We start from the raw sequence: 20,322 nt of genomic DNA, 5'->3' as shown, positions 1-20,322 counted from the left end.
CCGTACGTGGCCCCGGAACGCGAAAACGCCCGGCCCCTCGGGGGCCGGGCGTCCTCGTGGGACCGGTCGGGTGCTACGCCGCGTGAACGACGTCCTTCTCCTCGGCGAAGTGGCACGCGCTGTCGTGCGCGGCCAGTCCGTCCAGGCCGGTGCGGATCTGCAGCAGCGGCTCCTGCTCGGCGCAGATGTCCTGCGCCTTCCAGCACCGGGTACGGAACCGGCAGCCCGACGGCGGGTTCGCCGGCGACGGCACGTCACCGGTGAGGATGATCCGCTCGCGGTGCTCGCGCCCGTCCGGGTCCGGCACCGGCACCGCCGACAGCAGCGCCTGGGTGTACGGGTGCGTCGGGTGGTCGTAGATCTGCGCGTCGGTGCCGATCTCGGCGATCCGGCCCAGGTACATCACCGCGACCCGGTCCGAGATGTGCCGCACCACGGACAGGTCGTGCGCGATGAACAGGTACGACAGACCCAGTTCGTTCTGCAGTTTCTCCAGCAGGTTGACCACCTGCGCCTGCACCGACACGTCCAGCGCGGAGACCGGCTCGTCCGCGATGATGATCTCCGGGTTGAGCGCGAGGCCCCGGGCGATCCCGATGCGCTGGCGCTGGCCGCCGGAGAACTGGTGCGGATACCGGTTGATGTGCTCCGGGTTCAGCCCGACCAGGTCGAGCAGTTCCTGTACCCGCCGCTTGCGGTCGCCGCGGGGGGCGACCTCCGGGTGGATGTCGTACGGCTCGCCGACGATGTCGGCGACCGTCATCCTCGGGTTCAGCGAGGTGTACGGGTCCTGGAAGACCATCTGGATGTTGCGGCGCACCGCCTTGAGCGCGCGCCCCGACAACTTCGCCAGGTCCTCGCCCTTGTACAGGACGCTGCCCTTGGTGATCGACTCCAGGTTCATCAGCAGTCGGGCCACCGTGGACTTGCCACAACCCGACTCGCCGACCAGGCCCAGCGTCTCGCCCTTCATCAGGTCGAAGGTGACGCCGTCGACGGCCTTGACCGCGCCGATCTTCTTCTGGAAGAGGATGCCCTGGGTGATCGGGAAGTGCTTGACCAGCCCCCGCACCTGAAGGATCGGCTCGCCCATCGCCACCGGCTGAACGGCCTTGCGCACATCGGCGGCGGTCGCGCCGTTCGGGGACTCAGCCACGGACTTCTCCCTCCATCACGGTCTCCCAGAAGTGGCACGCGCTGCCCCGACCGACCGAGATCTCGTGCAGCGGCGGAACGTCGCTGCGACAGATGTCCTGCGCGTACGGGCAGCGCGGGTTGAACGCGCAGCCGGACGGGATGCGCATCAGGTTCGGCGGCAGACCCTTGATCGCGTACAGCTCGCGACCCTTGTGGTCCAGGCGCGGGATCGACTCCAGCAGACCCTTGGTGTACGGGTGCGTGGGCTGACGGTACAGCTCGCGCACCGGCGCCTGCTCGACGATCCGGCCCGCGTACATGACCGCGATCTTGTCCGCGACGTCGGCGACCACGCCGAGGTCGTGGGTGATCAGGATCAGACCCATGTTCCGCTCGCGCTGCAACTCCGCGAGCAGGTCCATGACCTGCGCCTGGACGGTCACGTCGAGCGCGGTGGTCGGCTCGTCCGCGATGATCAGCTCGGGGTCGAGCGCGAGCGCCATGGCGATCATGATGCGCTGGCGCATACCGCCGGAGAACTGGTGCGGGTAGTCGTTCACCCGATCCTTGGCCGCCGGGATGCGCACCTGGTCCATCAGCTCGATCGCCTTGAGCTTGGCGTCCTTGCGGGACGTGCCGCGGTGCACGGTGAACATCTCGGCCAGCTGGAAGCCGACCGAGTACACCGGGTTGAGCGCGGAGAGCGCGTCCTGGAAGATCATCGAGATCTTCTGGCCGCGGATCTTCCGGCGCTCCTCCTTGGACATCTTGAGCATGTCCTTGCCGTGGAACCGGATCTCGCCGCCGGTGATGTGCCCCGGCGGCATGTCCAGGATGCCCATGATCGTCTGCGCGGTCACCGACTTGCCCGAGCCGGACTCGCCGAGCACGGCGAGCGTCTCGCCGGCGCTGACGTCGTACGAGACACCGTTGATCGCCTTGGCCACACCGTCGCGGGTGCGGAACTCGACGTGCAGGTTGTCCACTTCGAGCAGCGGCGCGGTGGCTGCCGAGCCCGGCCCCTCGGGCTTGTTCTTCGTGTCGATCGTCGTCACTTGTCTGTCCCCTCCCTCAGCGGAGCTTCGGGTCGAGGGCGTCGCGCACCGCGTCGCCGAGCAGGATGAAGCTGAACACCGTGACCGAGAGGAAGATCGACGGGAAGATCAGCTGGTACGGCGAGTCGCGCAGCGCGTTGGTCGAGGAGCTGATGTCCGCACCCCACGAGATCTCGGTGGGCGGCAGCCCGATACCGAGGAACGACAGCGTCGCCTCGGTGGCGATGAAGGTGCCGAGCGAGATGGTCGCGACCACGATCACCGGGGCGACCGCGTTGGGCAGCACGTGCCGACTCAGGATGCGACCGGTACCGGCGCCGAGGGCACGGGCGGCCACCACATAGTCGGACTTCTTCACGGTGATCACCGAACCACGCATGATGCGCGCGATCTGCATCCAACCGAAGATGCCGAGCGCCATCACCACGGTCCACACGGTGCGGTCCTTGAACGCGCTCATGAACACCAGCGCGCCGAGCAGCAGCGGGATGCCGAAGAAGATGTCGGTGACCCGGGCCAGGATCGAGTCGAACCAGCCGCCGAAGTAGCCGGAGAGCGCGCCGATCACACCGCCGACGGCCATGATCAGCGCGGTCGTGGCGACACCCACGATGATCGAGGCGCGGGCGCCGTAGACGGTGCGCGCGTACACGTCGCAACCCTGCACGTTGGTCCCGAACCAGTGGTCCCCCGAGGGGTCCTTGTTGGTGTCGAGGATCGGGCAGTGCCTGGGATCGATATCGGTGAACAGGCCCGGGAAGAAGGCCATGAACACCAGGAACAGCAGCAGCACGCCCGACACGTAGAAGCTCGGGCTGTGCCGCAGCTCGCGCCACGCCTCGGCCCACGCCCCGCGCGGCTTGTCCTGCGGTCCCTGCACGTCGGGCGCCGCGTAGGCGCCGCGCTTCTCGACGGTCACACCCTCTTCGTCGGCCAGCATCAGGCCCGGGTTCTCGATCGAACCGAACTGGGGCTGCTCGTCGCTGCCGGTGGGCAGCTGTTCACGATGCTGCTTGTTCATGTCAGGCATACCGGATCCTCGGGTCCAGGACGGCGTACAGCAGGTCGACGATCAGGTTCATGACCAGATAGATCATCACCAGTGCCGCCACCGCGCCGACCACTGTCGAGCTCTCGTGCTTGGTGACCGCGAGGTAGATCAGGCGGCCGACACCGTCGACGTTGAAGATGCCCTCGGTCACGATCGCGCCGGCCATCAACGCGCCGAGGTCGGCACCGAGGAACGTCACGACGGGGATGAGCGAGTTGCGCAGCAGGTGACGGGTGACCACCCGGCGCCGGGGCAGGCCCTTGGCGGTCGCCGTGCGGACGTAGTCGGCGCGCATGTTCTCCGCGACGCTGGTCCGGGTCAGCCGGGCGACGAAGGCCAGGGAGAGCGAACCGAGCACGATGCCGGGCAGGAGCAACTGGCTCCAGGTCGCGTCGCCCACGGTCGCGGTGGCTTCGAAGATGCCCCACTGGGTTCCGAGCCAGAACTGCGCGACGGTACCGAGGACGAAGACCGGGATCGAGATGACCACGAGCGTGCCCGCGAGGACCAGGGTGTCCGCGAACTTGCCGCGGCGCAGGCCGGAGATCAGGCCGAGGCCGACACCGACGACGACCTCGATCGCGAAGGCGATCATGGCGAGCCGGATCGACACCGGGAAGGCTCGCTTCAGCTCCTCGGACACGGGACGACCGTTGAAGCTGGTCCCGAAATTACCCTGGAGCAGGTCGGTGATGTAGTACCAGTACTGCACGATCAGCGGGTCGTTCAGGTGGAACTCTTCCCGCTTCAGGCGCACGAAGACAGGGTCGGCACCCTTGTCGCCGAACATGGCCGAGATGGGGTCGCCACCCAGCTGGTACACCATGTAATAGATCAAGAACGTGGTCCCGATGAACACCGGGATCATCTGGAGCAGTCGCCGTACGACATATCGCCCCATGCCAGCCTCCTGCTGTCGTCGTCGGCCCGAAGCGAGAGATCGGACCGGAGGCCGGCGCCGTGGATCGCACGTCGCGCCGGCCCGGCCCGCCACCGGCAAGATCCGGCCGCACCTGTCGAGGGTGCGGCCGGACCGTGGTCAGTGCCGGGTCGTATCCCGATCGCTTACTTGACGGTGACCTCGGTGAAGACCGGGTTGCCGTACGGGTCGAACTGAACGTTGGAGACGTTGGTCGAGGAGCCGGCCTTGGTCACGTAGTACCACAGCGGGATGGACGGAACGTCCTTCGCCATCTGCTGCTCGGCCTGCTTCCACAGGTTGACGCCCTCGGTCTGGTCCGAGGCGGCCATGGCGCGCTTGGCCAGGTCGTCGAAGACCGGGCTCGAGTAGCCGGAGTCGTTCGACGCGGCACCGGTGAAGTAGATGTCCGAGAGGAAGTTGTCCGGGAACGGGTAGTCGGCCTTCCAGCCGGTACGGTACGCGCCGGTCATCTTGTGACCGGAGATGTCCTTACGGGCAACGCTGAACTCGGGGTACAGCTTCGGCTCGCAGGCCTGGGTCTTCAGCGACTCGTTGATGCTGTTGCAGACCGCGGTGACCCATTCCTTGTGCGGGCCGTCGGCGTTGGTGGCGATGGTGAGCTTGCCACCGGGGATGCCGCCACCGGCCTCGATCAGCTGCTTGGCCTTGACCGGGTCGTACTTGGTCAGGTCACCCGTGATGTCCTTGCTGTAACCCGGGATGTTCGGGGCCAGCCAGTCGGTCGCGGGCTGCTCGGCACCCTTGTACAGCGCCTTGACGATGCTCGCGCGGTCGATCGCCATGGAGATGCCCTGACGGACCTTCTCCTTGCCCGGGGCGCCCCAGGCGGCGTCGTACAGCGGGAAGGCGATCTTCTGGATCGAGAACTGCGGCGCCTCGATGGCGCGCTCGCCCAGGTCCTTCTTGTAGCTGCCGACCGCCGACGTCGGGATCTGGTCGATCACGTCGAGCTTGTTGTCGCGCAGCGCGGTGTAACCGGCGTCGTACGTGGTGTAGACGCTCAGCCGCACACCGGCCGACTTCGCCTTGTCGTCACCGGCGTACTTGTCGTACCGCTTCACGGTGATCGACTTCTTGTGGTCCCAGCCGCCGTTGGCGGTGTCCAGCTGGAACGGACCGTTGCCGATCGGCGCGTTGCCGTACTTCTCGGGGTCCTTGTAGAACTCCTGCGGCAGCGGCGCGTAGACCACGTAGCCCAGGCGCGACTTGAAGGACGAGACCGGCTGGGTCAGCTTGATCGTGAACGTGTTGTCGTCCACGAGCTTGAGACCGGTCATCTCCTTGGCGGTCGGCGCGCCGTCCTTCGGGTGCACCGCGTCGTAGCCCTCGATCAGCGAGAACCAGCTCGCGTTGATCTGCTTGCTCGTGGAGAGCGCGCCCCAGTTCCAGGCGTCGACGTACGACTTCGCGGTCACCGGCTCGCCGTTGTGGAAGGTCCACCCCGGCTTGATCTTCACGGTGTAGTTGGTCGAGTCGGTGCTGTCCACCGACTGCGCCATGGCCGGCACGGGCTGGCCGGTCTTGGAGTCGTACGTGTACAGGCCGCGGAACATGAGCTGGAGGGCGTAGAACCCACCGGTCTCGTTCGAGTTCGCCGGCTGGATCCCGTTCTGCGGGTCGGTGCTGTAGGCCGAGTAGTAGCCGGCGGGCAGGCCGTTGCTGCCACCGCCGCCGCCCTTGTCGTCCTTCTTGTCGTCGCTGCTGCTGCCACACGCAGTCGCGGCCAGGCCCAGAACGGCCACACCGACGACCCACTTCACGCGCGTTGTTCCGCGCATGGGTTGCCTCCTCATGGAATCACTACCGAAGTGAAGTGCAACGGGGCCACCCGAGCGGGAAGCATCCGTCACAGCTGCTCGTAGAGTCGGCGCCCCCGAGCGCGTGACCAGGTTCCGAGCACAAGCGGATCCACTATCCGTCACCGATTGGCCGTGACCAATCCCCTGCAGGTTTCAGTTTGATCACGTAAATCCGTGATCAATCTCGAAACCCAGACATATGAGACCAGTAACGAAGCCGTATCAAACGGACACCATGTACCGCTGCCCGGAGCATACAGTCCGATGAACGAACACCCACAAGACGCCCCTTCCTCGTCTCACAAAGCGAGAAACGCTACCGAGCGTGACGATACTCGCTCGGACGGGACGGCGCGGACCGACCGGGCACATCGGGTTCAACGCGCGTAGCTGACCTGCAGGAAAGCACGAAAATCGGGATGCCACCAAATCGGTGGCATCCCGTTCTCGGGTGCGGTATGACGATTCGCCGTCACGGCGATGCGTCGCTACTCCGGGTCGGTCGTGATGCCGGCCTCCAGCGCCGCCTCGATCCGCTCCTCGGGCATCGTCTCCTCCGCCTTGGCGGTCGCCTCCAGCGGACCGGGGAAGTGGCACGCCACCCGGTGGCCCGCGAGCAACGTGTCGATCCCGATCAGCGGGGGCTCCTCGTTCGCGCACACGTCCTGCGCCTTGGGGCAGCGGGTCCGGAAGCGGCAGCCGGACGGCGGGTTGATCGGACTGGGCATGTCGCCGAAGGCGTGCACCCGTGTCCGGTTTCCGCTCTTGTCCGGGTCCGTCTCCGGCACCGCGGCCAGCAGCGTGTGCGTGTACGGGTGGTGCGGGTTCGCGTACAACGACGTGCGGTCGGCGATCTCGACGATCTTGCCGAGGTACATCACCGCCACCCGCTGGGAGAAGTGCCGGACCACCGCGAGGTCGTGGGCGATGAACACGAACGCGATGCCCATGTCCCGCTGCAGGCCCTGGAGCAGGTTGACCACCTGCGCCTGGATGGACACGTCCAGCGCGGACACCGGCTCGTCGGCCACGATCAACCGGGGCTGGAGCGCGAGCGCGCGGGCGATCCCGATCCGCTGCCGCTGGCCCCCGGAGAACTCGTGCGGGAAACGGTTGTAGTGCTCGGGGTTGAGACCGACACGTTCCAACAGCTCCTGCACCCGCTTTTTTCGGCCACCTTCGGGGTTGATCCCGTTGACCTCCATCGGCGAACTCACGATCGCGCCGACCGTCTGTCGCGGGTTGAGCGACGAGTACGGGTCCTGGAAGATCATCTGGATCTGGCTGCGGATCGGGGCGATCTGCTTGCGGGTCGCGTGCGTGATGTCGTTGCCGTCGTAGTGGATCGTGCCGCCGGTGGGCTCGAGCAACCGGCTGATCAGCCGACCGGTGGTGGACTTGCCACACCCGGACTCGCCGACCAGGCCCACGCTCTCCCCCGCCGCGACGGACAGGTCGATCCCGTCCACCGCGCGCACGTTGAGCATCTTGCGACGGACCAGGCCGCCGCCCTTGACGGGGAAGTACTTGACCAGCCCCCGTACGTCGAGCAGCGGTTCGCCGGGCGACTTCGGCGCGGGGTCCGGAGCCGGCGCCGGGGTCTCGCTGATCGTCTCGGTCATCGTCGTTCTCCTGCTTTCTGCCGTCGGCCGAGCCTCGGCGATCAACCGAGCAGCGGGCGGACGTCGTCGATGAAGATCCGCTGCTTGTCCTCGGCGCTCAGGTGACAGGCCGACCCGCGCCCCTCGGACAGCGTCAGGAGCGGCGGTTCGGTCCGGCACCGCTCGCCCCCCACCACGTCGGCGTAGTCGCACCGCGGATGGAAGGGACAACCCGACGGCGGCGCCAGCAGGCTCGGCGGCGTACCGCGCACCGGTCGCAGCGGAACATCGACGTCACCGGAGAGATTGGGCATCGAGGACAGCAGCCCCCACGTGTACGGGTGGCGCGGATTCTTCAGCACCTCGCGCACGGTGCCCTTCTCCACGCTGCGTCCCGCGTACATCACCAGCACGTCGTGCGCCATCTGGGCGATCACGCCGAGGTCGTGGGTGATGAACAGGATCGCGGTGCCGAACTCGTCCTGGAGGTCGCGGAGCAGATCCAGGATCTGCGCCTGGACCGTCACGTCGAGCGCGGTCGTCGGCTCGTCGGCGATCAGCAGGTCCGGGTCGCACACCAGCGACATCGCGATCATCGCGCGCTGGCGCATGCCGCCGGAGAAGTGGTGCGGGTAGTCGTTCACCCGGGTCTTGGGATTCGGGATGCCGACGCGGTCCAACATCTCGATCGCCCGCGCGTGCGCGTCGCTGCGATTGGCGCCCAGGTGCCGCCGATAGGACTCGGCGATCTGCTCGCCCACCGTGTAGAACGGCGACAGCGCGGTGAGCGGGTCCTGGAAGATCATCGAGATCCGTCGCCCGCGCAGGTCGCGCAGCTTGCGCTCCGGCATGGAGATCAGCTCGTGGCCGTCGAACCGGATCTCGCCCTCGATCTTCGTCTTCTCCCGGTTGTGCAGCCCCAGGATGGTCAGCGAGGACACCGACTTGCCCGAGCCGGACTCGCCGACGATGCCGAGCGTGCGGCCCTTCTCGACGTCGAAGGACAACCCGTCCACGGCCTTGACCACGCCGTCGTCGGTGGAGAAGTGCACCCGCAGATCGCGCACCGACAAAAACGCGTCGGAGCCGTCGGCCCGGGCGGACGCCCCCGCCTTCCCGGCGGTCTCGGCCTTGCCGGTCGGCTGATCGGCGGTGGTATCGGTACTCGCGGCCATGCCCTGCTCCTCGGCCCCTGCGGCTGGTGGACGGTGACGCTGACTCATCGGACGCCGCCCTCTCACGAGAGCCGGACCCGTGGATCGATGACCGCGTACAACAGGTCCACCACGAGATTCGCGAGCATCGTGAAGCTGGCCGCGATGACCACCACGCCCATCATCATCGGCAGGTCGGAGTCGGTCACCGAGGTGACCGCGAGCATGCCGATGCCGTGCAGGCTGAAGGTGCTCTCGGTGATGATCGTGCCGCTCATCAGCACGCCGATGTCCACGCCGAGCACGGTGACGATCGGGCTGAGCGCGCCCCGGAAGGCGTGTTTGATGTACACGCTGCGTCCGGACAGGCCCTTGGCCTTGAGTGTTCGTACGTAGTCCTCGGACAACACGTCCACCATCGTGGATCTGGTGAGGCGGACGTACATGGCCATGTGGATGGTCATCAAACAGATCCACGGCAACAGCAGTCCCGACGCCCATTGGAAGGGATCGTCGGTGAACTGGTGATACTGCGGTCGATCCATCCAGCCCAACTGCTGGACGAAGAGATAGATGAACAGGGGCCCGAGCACGTAGATCGGTGCCGAACCGCTGAGCAGCGCGAAGCCCGTGGCGACCTTGTCGGTCTTCTTGCCCCGCCGCATCGCGGCCAGGATGCCCAGCCCGATACCCAGCGTCATGAACAGCACGACCGCGCCGATGGCCAGCGACACCGTGGTCGGGAAGCGGTCCGCCACCGTGTGCGAAACGTTCTGGTTGTTGGCGAACGAGTAGCCCAGACACGGGAAGTTGCAGGTTTTCTCACCGATGTTACGGCCGGCGAAGATCCCGGATATGAAGATCCAATACTGCTCCAGGAGCGGTTTGGTCAGGCCGAGGTTGTGCCGGACCGTCTCGCGCATCTCTGGCGTGCAGTTCTTGCCACACGACAGGCGCACGACCGAGTCCTCGCCGGAGGCGGCGAAGAACAGGTAGAACGTGATGAGGCTGACGACAAGCAGGATCGCCGCTACGCCGAGCAGCCGCCGGACCAGGAATCGAAACATGAGGCCGGTCTTCCTCCGCGATGTGCCCCCGGCGGTCGATCCGGTCGGACCGGTCGGTCCCGGGAGTCGAACGCGCGACTCCCGGGACCGACCGACCGACGGGCGGATCGACCGCCGACGGGCCTGACGGCTACTTGATGAAGATGTTGTTCAGGTCGATCGCGCCCTTGGAGTTGAGCGCGGCGCCGCCGATCTGCGGGCCGTACACCAGGCGGTGACGCTGGTAGATGTACGGGATGGACGGCACGTCCTGCATGATCTTCTCGTCGAGCTTCATCCACTCGACGGCCTGCGCGTTGGTGTCGGTGATCTTCAGGATGCGGTCGATCTCCGCGTCCACGGCCGGGTTCTTGTACTTGGCGTAGTTCTGGCCGTTGTCGAGCACCTGGCGGCTGTCGTACACCGGGGTGTAGACGGTCGAGCCGGTCGGCCAGTCCGCGCCCCAGCCGGCCCAGTAGAGGTCACACGGCGTGTCGAGCTTGCCGATGACGTCGTAGTACTCCTTGTCGGAGATCTCCTTGCGCTCCATCTGGAAGCCGGCCTTGCCGAGCATGTCCATGATCGGCAGCGCGCGCTCCTGCTGGACCTTGGTCGTGTTGATGCACAGCACGACCTTCTGGCCGACCTTGCCCGCGGCCTCCAGCATCTGCTTGGCCTTGGCCTGGTCGCCGTCCGGCGGCAGACCGTCGAACAGGCTCTTGTACGGCGCGTAGCCCAACTGGGTGGGCGAGGCGATGGTGGTGGAGAAGTCGCCCGCGGTCGGGCCGCCCTCGGCCAGTCGCGCGGACTGGCGCGGGAACGCGATCGCCATCGCCTTGCGGACGTTGACGTCGGTGATCCGCAGGTTGTTGATGTCGAACCGGTTCGCGTACGGGCCGATGCCGTCCGTGACCCGGTTCTTCAGCGCCGGGTCGGTGGCGATCTGCTGGGCGAAGTTGGCGTCGGGACGCTCGTTCAGGGTGAACGCGGCGGCGTCGCTGCCGGCCGCGGCGGTCAGCCGCTGGAACTGCGTCGCGCCCGGGATGCCCATCTCGAACTTGAACTGGTCCACGTACTGGTGGCGCACCGAGTCGCTGGCCGGGTCCCAGTTCGGGTTCTTGTCCAGGATCAGCTGCTTGTCCGGCTCGTGCGTGGTGATCTTGTACGGGCCGCTGGCGAACGGCTTGGTGTCGATCTGCTCCTTGGTGTCCTTCGCCTTGGGCATCGGGGCGGTGGTGCCCATCGCGGCGGCGAAGGGGAAGTCGCCCTGCGGCGAGGCCAGATGGAAGATGATCGTCTTCGCGTCCGGCACCTCGATCTTGTCGTTGGGCAGCTCCGCGCCGTCGTACGGACCGGGGTAGGTCTCCCAGTACTTGTCCGAGCCGGTCAGCCAGCCCTGGATCCAGACCGGGCCCTCGTTCCACGCCTTGTTGAACATGCGCTCGACGCCGTACTTGACGTCGGCGGCCACGATCGGCGTGCCGTCCTCGTACTTCAGGTTGTCCTTGAGCGTGTACTTCCAGGTCTTGCCACCGTCGGTGGTGGTGCCGGTGTCGGTCGCCAGGTCACCGACGAGGGTGGTCTTGTCACCCTCGCGCTTGTAGGTGGTCAGCCGGCGCGAGATCAGCTCGGACACCGTCATCAGGTTGCTGACGTAGGCGCGACCCGGGTCCAGGTGCGAGAAGCCGGTGCGGTTGAGGACGCCTGCCACGCCGCCCTTCTTGGCGCCGGGCACCTCGGCCGCCGGGCCCTTCGAGTCGGCTGCGGTGCCGATCACGACGGACGCCGTCTTGGCGGAGGGTTTCGCCGTGTTGTCCTTCTTGTCTCCGCCGCCGCTGCTGCACGCGGAGGCCGAGGCTGCGAGGGCCCCTACCGCGAACAGCGCGACGAATCGGCGCTTCCCCGTCGATGTCATGTGATCCCCTCATCCAAGAAACCGTTCACCGGGCCCAGGTGCCGCGGCGGGTGGGACGTACGCAGGAGCGGTTGCGCAGGCTCCGGGGTCACGACGGGCACGATCGGCCCGCGCGTGGACCCCGGCCGGTCATCGGTTCGACTTGGGGTCGAGCGCGTCGCGTACCGAATCGCCGAGGAGGTTGAAGGCGAGCACGAAGATCACCATCGCGATGGCCGGGAAGGCCAGGTAGGTGACGTCGCTCTGCATGCCTTCGAAACCCTTGTTGATCATCCGACCCCAGTCCGGAGTGGGTTCGGTCATGCCGACCCCGAGGAAGGACAGCGCCGCCTCGGTGGTCACGTATGTCGGCAGGTCGAGCGTGGCGACGATCAGGATCGGGGTCCACAGGTTGGGCAGGAGTTCCTTGAAGATGATCCGCCCGGATCCCGCCCCGCTGACCTTCGCCGCCTCGATGTACTCGCGTTCGCGCATCGACAGGACCTGGCCCCGCAGGATGCGGGCGATCCGGGTCCAGCCGAACAACGACAGCACGATGATCAGGGCCGTCGCCCGGAGCATCGTCGGTGTCGTCTCGCGCTCGCTGACGAACAGCGCGAGCACGATCGGGGTGAACGCGATGAAGAACAACTGCGAGGGCATCGCCAGCAGGGTGTCGATCACCCGGCTGATCACGTAGTCCACCTTGCCGCCGAGGTATCCGGCGGTGATGCCCAGGATGGTGCCGACCACCGTCACGATGATCACCACGACCACGGCCAGCAGCAGCGAGGTACGGATCCCGTACACGAGCTGCATCAGCACGTCCCGGCCGACCGCGGGTTCGATGCCGAACCAGTGCTCGCCCGAGATGCCGCCGTTGGGCGCGATGGGCGCGCCGACCTCGTTGAGCAGGCCCGGGTGGATCTGCCCGTAACGTGTGTACGGGTCCTTTCCGTACAGCTTTTCGATCAATGGCGCAGCGAAAGCGATCAAGAAAAAGAAAATCACGATCGACGCGGATATGACGCCGCTGCGATCCTTGCGGAAACGCCGCCAGGCGAGCTGGCCGGGCGATCGCCCGACCACCTCTTGCGGTGCCGCCGCGACCCCCGCTTCGGAGAGCGGTGAGTCGGGCGTTCCCGGATTCGGGGATCCTCCCGCCTCCGGGACCAGCTGGGGTTGCATGGTCATGACTGCAAATACCCCCGAGTCGCGGTCGAGTGCGACCGGATTCCGTTTGGTTTGGTGGCCGCACGGACTCTCGCAACCCAATTACCGTGTCGTCAAGAGGACAGTCATACTAAACCCGAGAGCGAAAGATATTCGTCATTTAGGTTTGTTAGAAGTTTCGAATCTGATCGACTTTTGCTCGAAAATGTTAATCGCATTGGAAACATAACGAATATAACCGGGCAAAGATATCGAGTTGGTCTCAGCATGCGAAAAGCCGGTGACCTGCGGGTTCGACCGCAGGTCACCGGCTCGTTTCGGGTCGCCGAACGGCGCCCTTCGTGTGATCAGCGCTTGGCACGCGAGGCCGAGCGGCCCCGCTCCTTCTGATCGAGGACGACCTTGCGGATGCGCACGGTCTCCGGGGTCACCTCGATGCACTCGTCCTCACGGCAGAACTCGAGGGCCTGCTCCAGCGACAGCTTGCGCGGCGGGATCAGCTTCTCGGTCTCGTCGGAGGTGGACGAGCGCATGTTCGTGAGCTTCTTCTCCTTGGTGATGTTGACGTCCATGTCGTCGGCGCGCGAGTTCTCGCCGACGATCATGCCCTCGTACACCTCGGTGGTCGGCTCGACGAACATCTGGCCGCGTTCCTGCAGGTTCATCATCGCGAACGGCGTCGCCACGCCCGCGCGGTCGGCCACCAGGGAGCCGTTGTTGCGGGTCCGGATCTCGCCGAACCAGGGCTCGTAGCCCTCGTGCACGCTGTGCGCGATGCCGGTGCCGCGGGTGTCCGTGAGGAACTCGGTACGGAACCCGATCAGGCCGCGAGCGGGCACCACGAACTCCATCCGGATCCAGCCGGTGCCGTGGTTGGTCATCGTCTCCATGCGGCCCTTGCGGGACGCCAGGAGCTGGGTGATCGCGCCGAGGTACTCCTCGGGCGAGTCGATGGTCAGCCGCTCGACCGGCTCGTGGACCTTGCCGCCCACCTCGCGGGTGACCACCTGCGGCTTGCCGACGGTGAGCTCGAAGCCCTCCCGGCGCATGGTCTCCACCAGGATCGCCAGCGCCAGCTCGCCGCGGCCCTGGACCTCCCACGTGTCGGGGCGCTCGGTGGGCAGCACGCGCAGCGACACGTTGCCGACCAGCTCGCGCTCCAGGCGGTCCTTCACCAGGCGGGCGGTGACCTTGTGGCCCTTGCCCCCCTTGCCGACCAGCGGCGAGGTGTTGGTGCCGATGGTCATCGAGATCGCGGGCTCGTCCACCGTGATCAGCGGCAGCGGACGCGGGTCCTCGGGGTCGGCGATGGTGTCGCCGATCATGATGTCCGGGATGCCGGCGATGGCGATGATGTCGCCGGGGCCGGCCTCCTCGGCGGGCTTGCGCTCGAGCTGGTCGGTCATCAGCAGCTCGGTGATCTTCACCCGCTCGATGGTGCCGTCGTGCCGGCACCACGCGGCCTGCTGGCCCTTGCGGATGGTGCCCTGGTGCACGCGGCACAGCGCGATGCGGCCGAGGAAGTTGGACGCGTCCAGGTTGGTCACGTGGGCCTGGAGCGGCGCGCCCTCCTCGTACTCCGGGGCGGGGATGGAGTCGAGGATGGCCTGGAAGAACGGCTCCAGGCTGTCGCTGTCGGTCGGCACGGTGCCGTCGGCGGGGCGGACGAGCGTGGCCACACCGTCTCGCGCGCACGCGTAGACGATGGGGAACTCGATCTGCTCCTCGGTGGCGTCCAGGTCCATGAACAGCTCGTAGGTCTCGTCGACGACCTCGGAGATGCGCGAGTCGGGACGGTCGACCTTGTTGATGCACAGGATGACCGGCATCTTCGCCGCGAGCGCCTTGCGGAGCACGAAGCGGGTCTGCGGGAGCGGTCCCTCCGACGCGTCGACGAGCAGCACGACACCGTCCACCATCGACAGGCCGCGCTCCACCTCTCCGCCGAAGTCCGCGTGGCCGGGCGTGTCGATGATGTTGATGGTGACCGTGGGGCCACCGTCCTTGGGGTGATAGGCGACGGCGGTGTTCTTCGCGAGAATGGTGATGCCCTTCTCGCGCTCCAGGTCGTTGGAGTCCATCACCCGGTCGTCCATCTGGTGGTGGGCACTGAACGTGCCCGCCTGCTTCAGCATGGCGTCGACGAGGGTGGTCTTGCCGTGGTCGACGTGGGCGACGATGGCGACGTTGCGGATGTCATGGCGCGTGGGCACGGCTGCGTGTCTCTCGGCTTCGGTCGGGGATGCTACGGACGGCCGGCGACCGCGGGCCTCCTCGGTCGTGCGATGGGCATCGCGCGAACCGGCCTGCCTCCTCGGCGCCAAGGTCAATCGTACGGGGAGTAACGCGCGCCGCTCGGTGCCGGCGCCCGCGAGAAGCCGTTCGGGGGGCGTACAGGGCACAATCCGTAGGTGTGAGCGAGTCTGGCGAGTCCTTCAACGAACGCATCCGCAAGCGGTGGTCCCGGCGGGCCGCGGAACGGCGGGACGGAACCTTTGGGCCCGTTCCGGCCGATATGGGGGCGGACGAAACGCCCGCCCCGTCGGATCAGGGCACCCCCGAGGGGCGGGCGCGGGTGCTGTACGAGCGGGCCACCGAGGCCTATCGCGACGGAGATGTCGCGCTGGTCGAACAATTGGCGGATCTGATCCCCGACGGGCCGGAAAGTGAGCCCTATCGCACTTTCGCGCGTGTCCAGTCCCTGGAGGCGCACGCCGACGACGCCGCGGCGGCCGCGGTCGCCCGGGCCTATCTGGACCGGATCGGCCCCAGCCATCCGGCCTGGGACACCACCCGCGCGCTGTTCGGCGAGGTCATGGTGCAGGCGCTGATCATGGGCACGGTGCCGCTCGCGGACAACCTGGCCGCCGCCGAGGAGGCGCTGCGCAAGCCGGGCGATTCGTACCGGCACCCCTCGGGCGCGACGATCCGCTTCGAGGCCGAGGACGACGAACCGCTGCTGATGGTGTTGCACGGAAACGCCGCGAAAGCGGTACGTGCTGCCAAACGCCTGGTGGACACCGAAAAGCGGGCATCCCGCGCCGGGCATGCCGACGCATTGTGCACATTCGCGCTGTGTGTATGCGCCGAGGGCGACATCGTCTCCGCCCGGGAGGCGCTGGCCGAGGCGGAACGTATTCTTCCCGGCCGCCCCCGGATCGCCGCGACCCGGGCCCGGGTGGAATCCAGCCCGGCCGCCACGATGCGCCTCGACGATCGCTGAGTCCGCCCGATCGCCGAATCCGGCGATCGGCGGTCGTCGACAAGATCGTTAAACCTCGATCGGCCCGCCCGATCGAGGATCTTTATCGCCCATCCCCCCTGATCACCGGAATTCGATCTTGTTTTTCGAAGATCGAATTCCGGTGATCTTTCCATTCCCGATCATGTTTTCCCGATCTGTGACCGACGAGATCCGCGAAACACTTTCCATCGATTGATCGTTCGCGCCAGACTGCCGACGTTCCCACCTCGGGAATCCATGGCAAGTCCGCAACACCATCCCCATCCCCCGGCCCCCGACGACGTGGCGCCGGAAAAGCAGGAGGTGAGCGCGATCTTGACGACTCGGGCGCACGAGGACCTGGCCCTTGCCCGGCGCAGGCTCGACGAACTGGCACGGGCGGTGCGCGCTCTGCGCCGCACTCTCGGCGATACGTACGGCGTGCGTCGGCTCTGCGACGACGTGGAGCGGGCTCGGAGCAGTCTCGGCTTCGTGGGCGAGACGATCGCCGAGGCCGAACCCGTGGTCGTGCCCGTCCCGACGCCGACCGAAGTGATGTCCGATCTGCCGTACGACCCGGTCATCTTCGCGGACGCGGACGACGAAGGCGTGGGCGGCATGCGACCGCAGCGCCGGACAGGAAGGTGACGTCTTGGCTACAGGGACGACGGGGCCGGCGGGCAGCACCGGCACCAACGCGCCGGGCCGCGCGCAAATCCCGGCGCGACATCTGCGCACGGACCGCTGGTGGCTCTCGCCCGCGGTGACCGTGACCATCCTGTCCGCGTTCATCGTCTACTCGACCTGGCGGGCGTTCGCGAACGACGACTACTTCGCCGAGCCGTACGTGTCGCCGTTCTACTCGCCCTGTCTGGCGTCCGAGTGCGACAGCATGCCGATGAGCGCCAACGCGCCGCTGTTCGGCGACTGGTGGGGCCTGTCCCCGGCGCTGCTGATCCTGATCTTCCCGCTCGGCTTCCGGCTGACCTGCTACTACTACCGCAAGGCGTACTACCGGGGGTTCTGGGCGTCGCCGTCGGCGTGCGCGGTCCCCGAGCCGCGCGGCTCGTACTCGGGCGAAACCCGGTTCCCGCTGATCCTGCAGAACATCCACCGCTACTTCTTCTGGTTCGCGGCGGTGGTGGCGGTGATCCTGACCTGGGACGTGCTGATCGCGTTCCGCGACGAGCACGGCGCCTGGGGGCACATGGGGCTCGGCACCCTGGTGCTGCTGGCGAACGTGCTGCTGATCTGGGCGTACACGCTGTCGTGCCACTCGTGTCGGCACATCGTCGGCGGCAAGCTCAAGCACTTCTCCAAGCACCCCGTGCGGTATCGCCTGTGGGGCTTCGTGAGCCGGCTCAACGGCCGGCACATGGAACTGGCCTGGGCCTCGCTGTTCGGCGTCGCGCTCGCCGACCTGTACGTGTACCTGGTCGCGAGCGGGGCCTTCGACGATCCCCGCTTCTTCTGAGCGATCCCCCGCACGGTTCCTCGCCCCGGCACCAACGTCCCAGCCCAGTACAGGAGTGGCACTCGTGTCCGAAGTGGAACGTCATTCGTACGACGTGGTCGTGATCGGCGCGGGCGGCGCCGGACTGCGGGCCGCCATCGAGGCCCGCACGCGCGGCCTGCGCACCGCCGTGGTCTGCAAGTCGCTGTTCGGCAAGGCCCACACGGTGATGGCCGAGGGCGGCATCGCCGCCTCGATGGGCAACGTGAACTCGCAGGACGGCTGGAAGGTGCACTTCCGCGACACCATGCGCGGCGGCAAGTTCCTCAACCACTGGCGGATGGCCGAGCTGCACGCCAAGGAAGCCCCGGACCGCGTCTGGGAGTTGGAGTCCTGGGGCGCGCTGTTCGACCGCACCGCCGACGGCCGGATCAGCCAGCGCAACTTCGGCGGCCACGAGTATCCGCGCCTCGCGCACGTCGGCGACCGCACCGGACTGGAGTTGATCCGCACCCTCCAGCAGCGCATCGTCGCGCTCCAGCAGGAGGACGAACGCGAGTTCGGCGACCCCGAGGCACGGCTGAAGGTCTTCCAGGAGTGCACGATCACCCGGCTGCTGACCGTGCCCGACGCCGGCTCCGAGGCGGGCAACCGGATCGCGGGCGCGTTCGGTTACTGGCGTGAGTCGGGCCGGTTCACCGTCTTCGACGCGCCGGCGGTGGTGCTGGCCACGGGCGGGATCGGCAAGGGCTTCAAGGTCACCTCGAACTCGTGGGAGTACACGGGCGACGGGCAGGCGCTCGCGTTGCTCGCGGGCGCGCCGCTGATCAACATGGAGTTCGTCCAGTTCCACCCGACGGGGATGGTCTGGCCGCCGTCGGTGAAGGGGATCCTGGTCACCGAGTCGGTGCGCGGCGACGGTGGGGTGCTGCTCAACTCCGAGGGCAAGCGCTTCATGTTCAGGTACATCCCGGACGTTTTCAAGGAGAAGTACGCCCAGACCCCCGCCGAGGGCGACCGCTGGTACACCGACCAGGAGAACAACAGGCGCCCGCCCGAGCTGCTGCCCCGGGACGAGGTGGCGCGGGCGATCAACTCCGAGGTCAAGGCCGGTCGGGGCTCACCGCACGGTGGGGTGTTCCTGACCGTGGTCGGCCGGATGGCCGGCGGCACCGAGGAGATCCGCCGCAAACTGCCGTCGATGTACCACCAGTTCAAGGAACTGGCCGACGTGGACATCACCACCGAGGCGATGGAGGTGGGTCCGACCTGCCACTACGTGATGGGCGGGATCGCGGTGGACCCGGACACCGCGGCCACCCCGGGCGTGCTCGGCCTGTACGCGGCCGGCGAGGTCGCCGGCGGCATGCACGGCAGCAATCGGCTCGGCGGCAACTCGCTGTCCGATCTGCTGGTGTTCGGCCGCCGGGCGGGCGAACACGCGGCGCGTTACGCCGAGGAGATCGGCGAGGCACGGCGCGAGGCCCCGCAGGAGCAGCTGGAGGCGGCGGAGGCCGAGGCACTGGCACCGTTCGCCGTGGAGAGCGCGGAGAACCCGTACACGGTCCACCAGGAGCTCCAGCAGACCATGAACGACCTGGTCGGCATCATCCGCCGGGAGGGCGAGATGGCCGAGGCGCTGACCCGCCTGGAGGAGCTCAAGGCGCGCGCGGCCAAGGCGGGCGTGGAGGGCCACCGGCAGTACAACCCGGGCTGGCACCTGGCCCTGGACCTGCGCAACATGCTCCTGGTGTGCGAGTGCGTGGCGCGCTCGGCCCTGGAGCGGCAGGAGAGCCGCGGCGGGCACACCCGCGACGACTTCCCGGCGATGTCCGCCGAGTGGCGTCGGGTGGTGCTGGCGTGCTCGATCGTCGACCCCGACGCGCAGACCCTGTCCGTGCGGCTGACCAGGAGCGAGGCCGTGCCGATGCGCGCCGACCTGCTGGAGCTGTTCGAGCGGGACGAGCTGACGAAGTACCTCACCGACGCGGAGCTTCCCGGGAAGGACGGCTGATGGCCCACAAGGCGGACTTCCGCATCTGGCGCGGCGACACCGAGGGCGGCGAGCTGCGCGACTTCAAGGTCGAGGTGAACGAGGGCGAGGTGGTCCTCGACATCATCCACCGGCTCCAGGCCACCCAGGCCCCGGACCTGGCGGTGCGGTGGAACTGCAAGGCGGGCAAGTGCGGTTCGTGCAGCGCGGAGATCAACGGCCGGCCGCGGTTGTTGTGTATGACCCGGATGAGCACGTTCGCGCCGGACGAGGTGGTCACGGTCACCCCGATGCGCACCTTCCCGGTGATCCGCGACCTGGTCACCGACGTGTCGTTCAACTACGCGAAGGCCCGGCAGGTGCCCTCGTTCACGCCGCCGGAGGGGCTGAAGCCGGGCGAGTACCGGATGCAGCAGGTCGACGTGGAGCGCTCGCAGGAGTTCCGCAAGTGCATCGAGTGTTTCCTGTGCCAGAACACCTGCCACGTCATCCGCGACTTCGAGGACAACAAGGCGGCGTTCTCCGGCCCGCGCTTCCTGATGCGGATCGCCGAGTTGGACATGCACCCCCTGGACGTGGCGGACCGGCAAAAGGCCGCGCAGGAGGAGCACGGGCTCGGCCTGTGCAACATCACCAAGTGCTGTACGGACGTGTGTCCGGAGCACATCCACATCACCGACAACGCGCTGATCCCGATGAAGGAACGGGTCGCCGACCGCAAATACGACCCGCTGGTCTGGCTGGGCAACAAGATCCGCCGGCGGGGGTCCGGAGACTGAGCCGGGGCGGGGGCGGGGGCC

Annotated in this window: 16 protein-coding genes; 5 read left to right on the top strand and 11 right to left on the bottom strand. The window is 67.3% G+C overall.

What is annotated here, in order from left to right:
* Window positions 1-73: 73 nt before the first annotated feature.
* The 11 genes from ACFRCG_RS23765 to typA all read right to left on the bottom strand — a co-directional run bounded on the left by ACFRCG_RS23765 (window position 74) and on the right by typA (window position 15,066).
* Window positions 74-1,093 carry an ABC transporter ATP-binding protein gene (locus tag ACFRCG_RS23765; RefSeq protein WP_380034472.1) on the bottom strand — a complete coding sequence of 340 codons (1,020 nt, stop codon included), beginning with the start codon at window positions 1,091-1,093 and terminating at the stop codon, window positions 74-76.
* Between the two features lie 55 nt (window positions 1,094-1,148).
* Window positions 1,149-2,192: an ABC transporter ATP-binding protein gene (locus ACFRCG_RS23760; RefSeq protein ID WP_380034468.1), complete on the bottom strand. Its 1,044-nt coding sequence runs from the start codon at window positions 2,190-2,192 to the stop codon at window positions 1,149-1,151.
* Between the two features lie 16 nt (window positions 2,193-2,208).
* Window positions 2,209-3,222, bottom strand: a complete 1,014-nt coding sequence (locus ACFRCG_RS23755) for an ABC transporter permease (RefSeq protein WP_380034466.1) — start codon at window positions 3,220-3,222, stop codon at window positions 2,209-2,211.
* Window positions 3,215-4,144, bottom strand: a complete 930-nt coding sequence (locus ACFRCG_RS23750; RefSeq protein WP_380034464.1) for an ABC transporter permease — start codon at window positions 4,142-4,144, stop codon at window positions 3,215-3,217. The genes ACFRCG_RS23755 and ACFRCG_RS23750 overlap by 8 nt, the downstream gene beginning before the upstream one ends.
* A 164-nt stretch (window positions 4,145-4,308) precedes the next feature.
* Window positions 4,309-5,964, bottom strand: a complete 1,656-nt coding sequence (locus ACFRCG_RS23745) for an ABC transporter substrate-binding protein (protein ID WP_380034463.1) — start codon at window positions 5,962-5,964, stop codon at window positions 4,309-4,311.
* A 509-nt stretch (window positions 5,965-6,473) separates the two neighbouring features.
* The gene (locus ACFRCG_RS23740; protein ID WP_379999724.1) at window positions 6,474-7,607 is read right to left on the bottom strand and encodes an ABC transporter ATP-binding protein; all 1,134 of its coding nucleotides are present in this window, start codon (window positions 7,605-7,607) and stop codon (window positions 6,474-6,476) included.
* 41 nt (window positions 7,608-7,648) lie between these two features.
* The gene (locus ACFRCG_RS23735; protein WP_380034461.1) at window positions 7,649-8,761 is read right to left on the bottom strand and encodes an ABC transporter ATP-binding protein; all 1,113 of its coding nucleotides are present in this window, start codon (window positions 8,759-8,761) and stop codon (window positions 7,649-7,651) included.
* Between the two features lie 62 nt (window positions 8,762-8,823).
* Window positions 8,824-9,807 carry an ABC transporter permease gene (locus ACFRCG_RS23730; protein ID WP_380034459.1) on the bottom strand — a complete coding sequence of 328 codons (984 nt, stop codon included), beginning with the start codon at window positions 9,805-9,807 and terminating at the stop codon, window positions 8,824-8,826.
* Window positions 9,808-9,937: 130 nt separating this feature from the next.
* On the bottom strand, window positions 9,938-11,701 hold the full coding sequence (locus ACFRCG_RS23725) for an ABC transporter substrate-binding protein (protein ID WP_380034457.1): 1,764 nt from the start codon (window positions 11,699-11,701) through the stop codon (window positions 9,938-9,940).
* Between the two features lie 129 nt (window positions 11,702-11,830).
* Window positions 11,831-12,874, bottom strand: coding sequence for an ABC transporter permease (locus tag ACFRCG_RS23720; protein WP_126643073.1), 1,044 nt, complete (start codon window positions 12,872-12,874; stop codon window positions 11,831-11,833).
* 326 nt (window positions 12,875-13,200) lie between these two features.
* Entirely contained in the window at window positions 13,201-15,066 is a 1,866-nt protein-coding gene (typA, locus tag ACFRCG_RS23715; protein WP_380000026.1) for a translational GTPase TypA, read from the bottom strand.
* A gap of 200 nt (window positions 15,067-15,266) precedes the next feature.
* On the opposite strand from typA, the gene ACFRCG_RS23710 reads away from it, so the two are divergent.
* The 5 genes from ACFRCG_RS23710 (at window position 15,267) to ACFRCG_RS23690 (ending at window position 20,301) form a co-directional block, all read left to right on the top strand.
* Complete coding sequence (locus tag ACFRCG_RS23710) at window positions 15,267-16,076, top strand: hypothetical protein (RefSeq protein WP_380034455.1); 810 nt, start codon at window positions 15,267-15,269, stop codon at window positions 16,074-16,076.
* Between the two features lie 336 nt (window positions 16,077-16,412).
* Complete coding sequence (locus ACFRCG_RS23705; RefSeq protein ID WP_380034453.1) at window positions 16,413-16,724, top strand: hypothetical protein; 312 nt, start codon at window positions 16,413-16,415, stop codon at window positions 16,722-16,724.
* Between the two features lie 4 nt (window positions 16,725-16,728).
* Window positions 16,729-17,550: a hypothetical protein gene (locus ACFRCG_RS23700; RefSeq protein WP_380034451.1), complete on the top strand. Its 822-nt coding sequence runs from the start codon at window positions 16,729-16,731 to the stop codon at window positions 17,548-17,550.
* Window positions 17,551-17,614: 64 nt separating this feature from the next.
* The gene (locus tag ACFRCG_RS23695) at window positions 17,615-19,543 is read left to right on the top strand and encodes a fumarate reductase/succinate dehydrogenase flavoprotein subunit (protein ID WP_380034450.1); all 1,929 of its coding nucleotides are present in this window, start codon (window positions 17,615-17,617) and stop codon (window positions 19,541-19,543) included.
* Entirely contained in the window at window positions 19,543-20,301 is a 759-nt protein-coding gene (locus ACFRCG_RS23690) for a succinate dehydrogenase/fumarate reductase iron-sulfur subunit (protein WP_380034448.1), read from the top strand. The genes ACFRCG_RS23695 and ACFRCG_RS23690 overlap by 1 nt, the downstream gene beginning before the upstream one ends.
* Window positions 20,302-20,322: the final 21 nt, after the last annotated feature.

Source organism: Embleya sp. NPDC056575 (genome assembly GCF_042793325.1).
Lineage (GTDB): Bacteria > Actinomycetota > Actinomycetes > Streptomycetales > Streptomycetaceae > Embleya.
Note: the sequence above shows the minus strand (reverse complement) of the source record. Positions and strands in the feature narration are given on the sequence as shown.

Coding starts and splice junctions, on each gene's coding strand:
- ACFRCG_RS23735 (WP_380034461.1), bottom strand. CDS start 8,761: ATGGCCGCGAGTACCGATACCACCGCCGATCAGCCGACCGGCAAGGCC.
- ACFRCG_RS23750 (WP_380034464.1), bottom strand. CDS start 4,144: ATGGGGCGATATGTCGTACGGCGACTGCTCCAGATGATCCCGGTGTTC.
- ACFRCG_RS23720 (WP_126643073.1), bottom strand. CDS start 12,874: ATGACCATGCAACCCCAGCTGGTCCCGGAGGCGGGAGGATCCCCGAAT.
- ACFRCG_RS23745 (WP_380034463.1), bottom strand. CDS start 5,964: ATGCGCGGAACAACGCGCGTGAAGTGGGTCGTCGGTGTGGCCGTTCTG.
- ACFRCG_RS23725 (WP_380034457.1), bottom strand. CDS start 11,701: ATGACATCGACGGGGAAGCGCCGATTCGTCGCGCTGTTCGCGGTAGGG.
- ACFRCG_RS23755 (WP_380034466.1), bottom strand. CDS start 3,222: ATGCCTGACATGAACAAGCAGCATCGTGAACAGCTGCCCACCGGCAGC.
- ACFRCG_RS23740 (WP_379999724.1), bottom strand. CDS start 7,607: ATGACCGAGACGATCAGCGAGACCCCGGCGCCGGCTCCGGACCCCGCG.
- ACFRCG_RS23730 (WP_380034459.1), bottom strand. CDS start 9,807: ATGTTTCGATTCCTGGTCCGGCGGCTGCTCGGCGTAGCGGCGATCCTG.
- ACFRCG_RS23765 (WP_380034472.1), bottom strand. CDS start 1,093: ATGGGCGAGCCGATCCTTCAGGTGCGGGGGCTGGTCAAGCACTTCCCG.
- ACFRCG_RS23690 (WP_380034448.1), top strand. CDS start 19,543: ATGGCCCACAAGGCGGACTTCCGCATCTGGCGCGGCGACACCGAGGGC.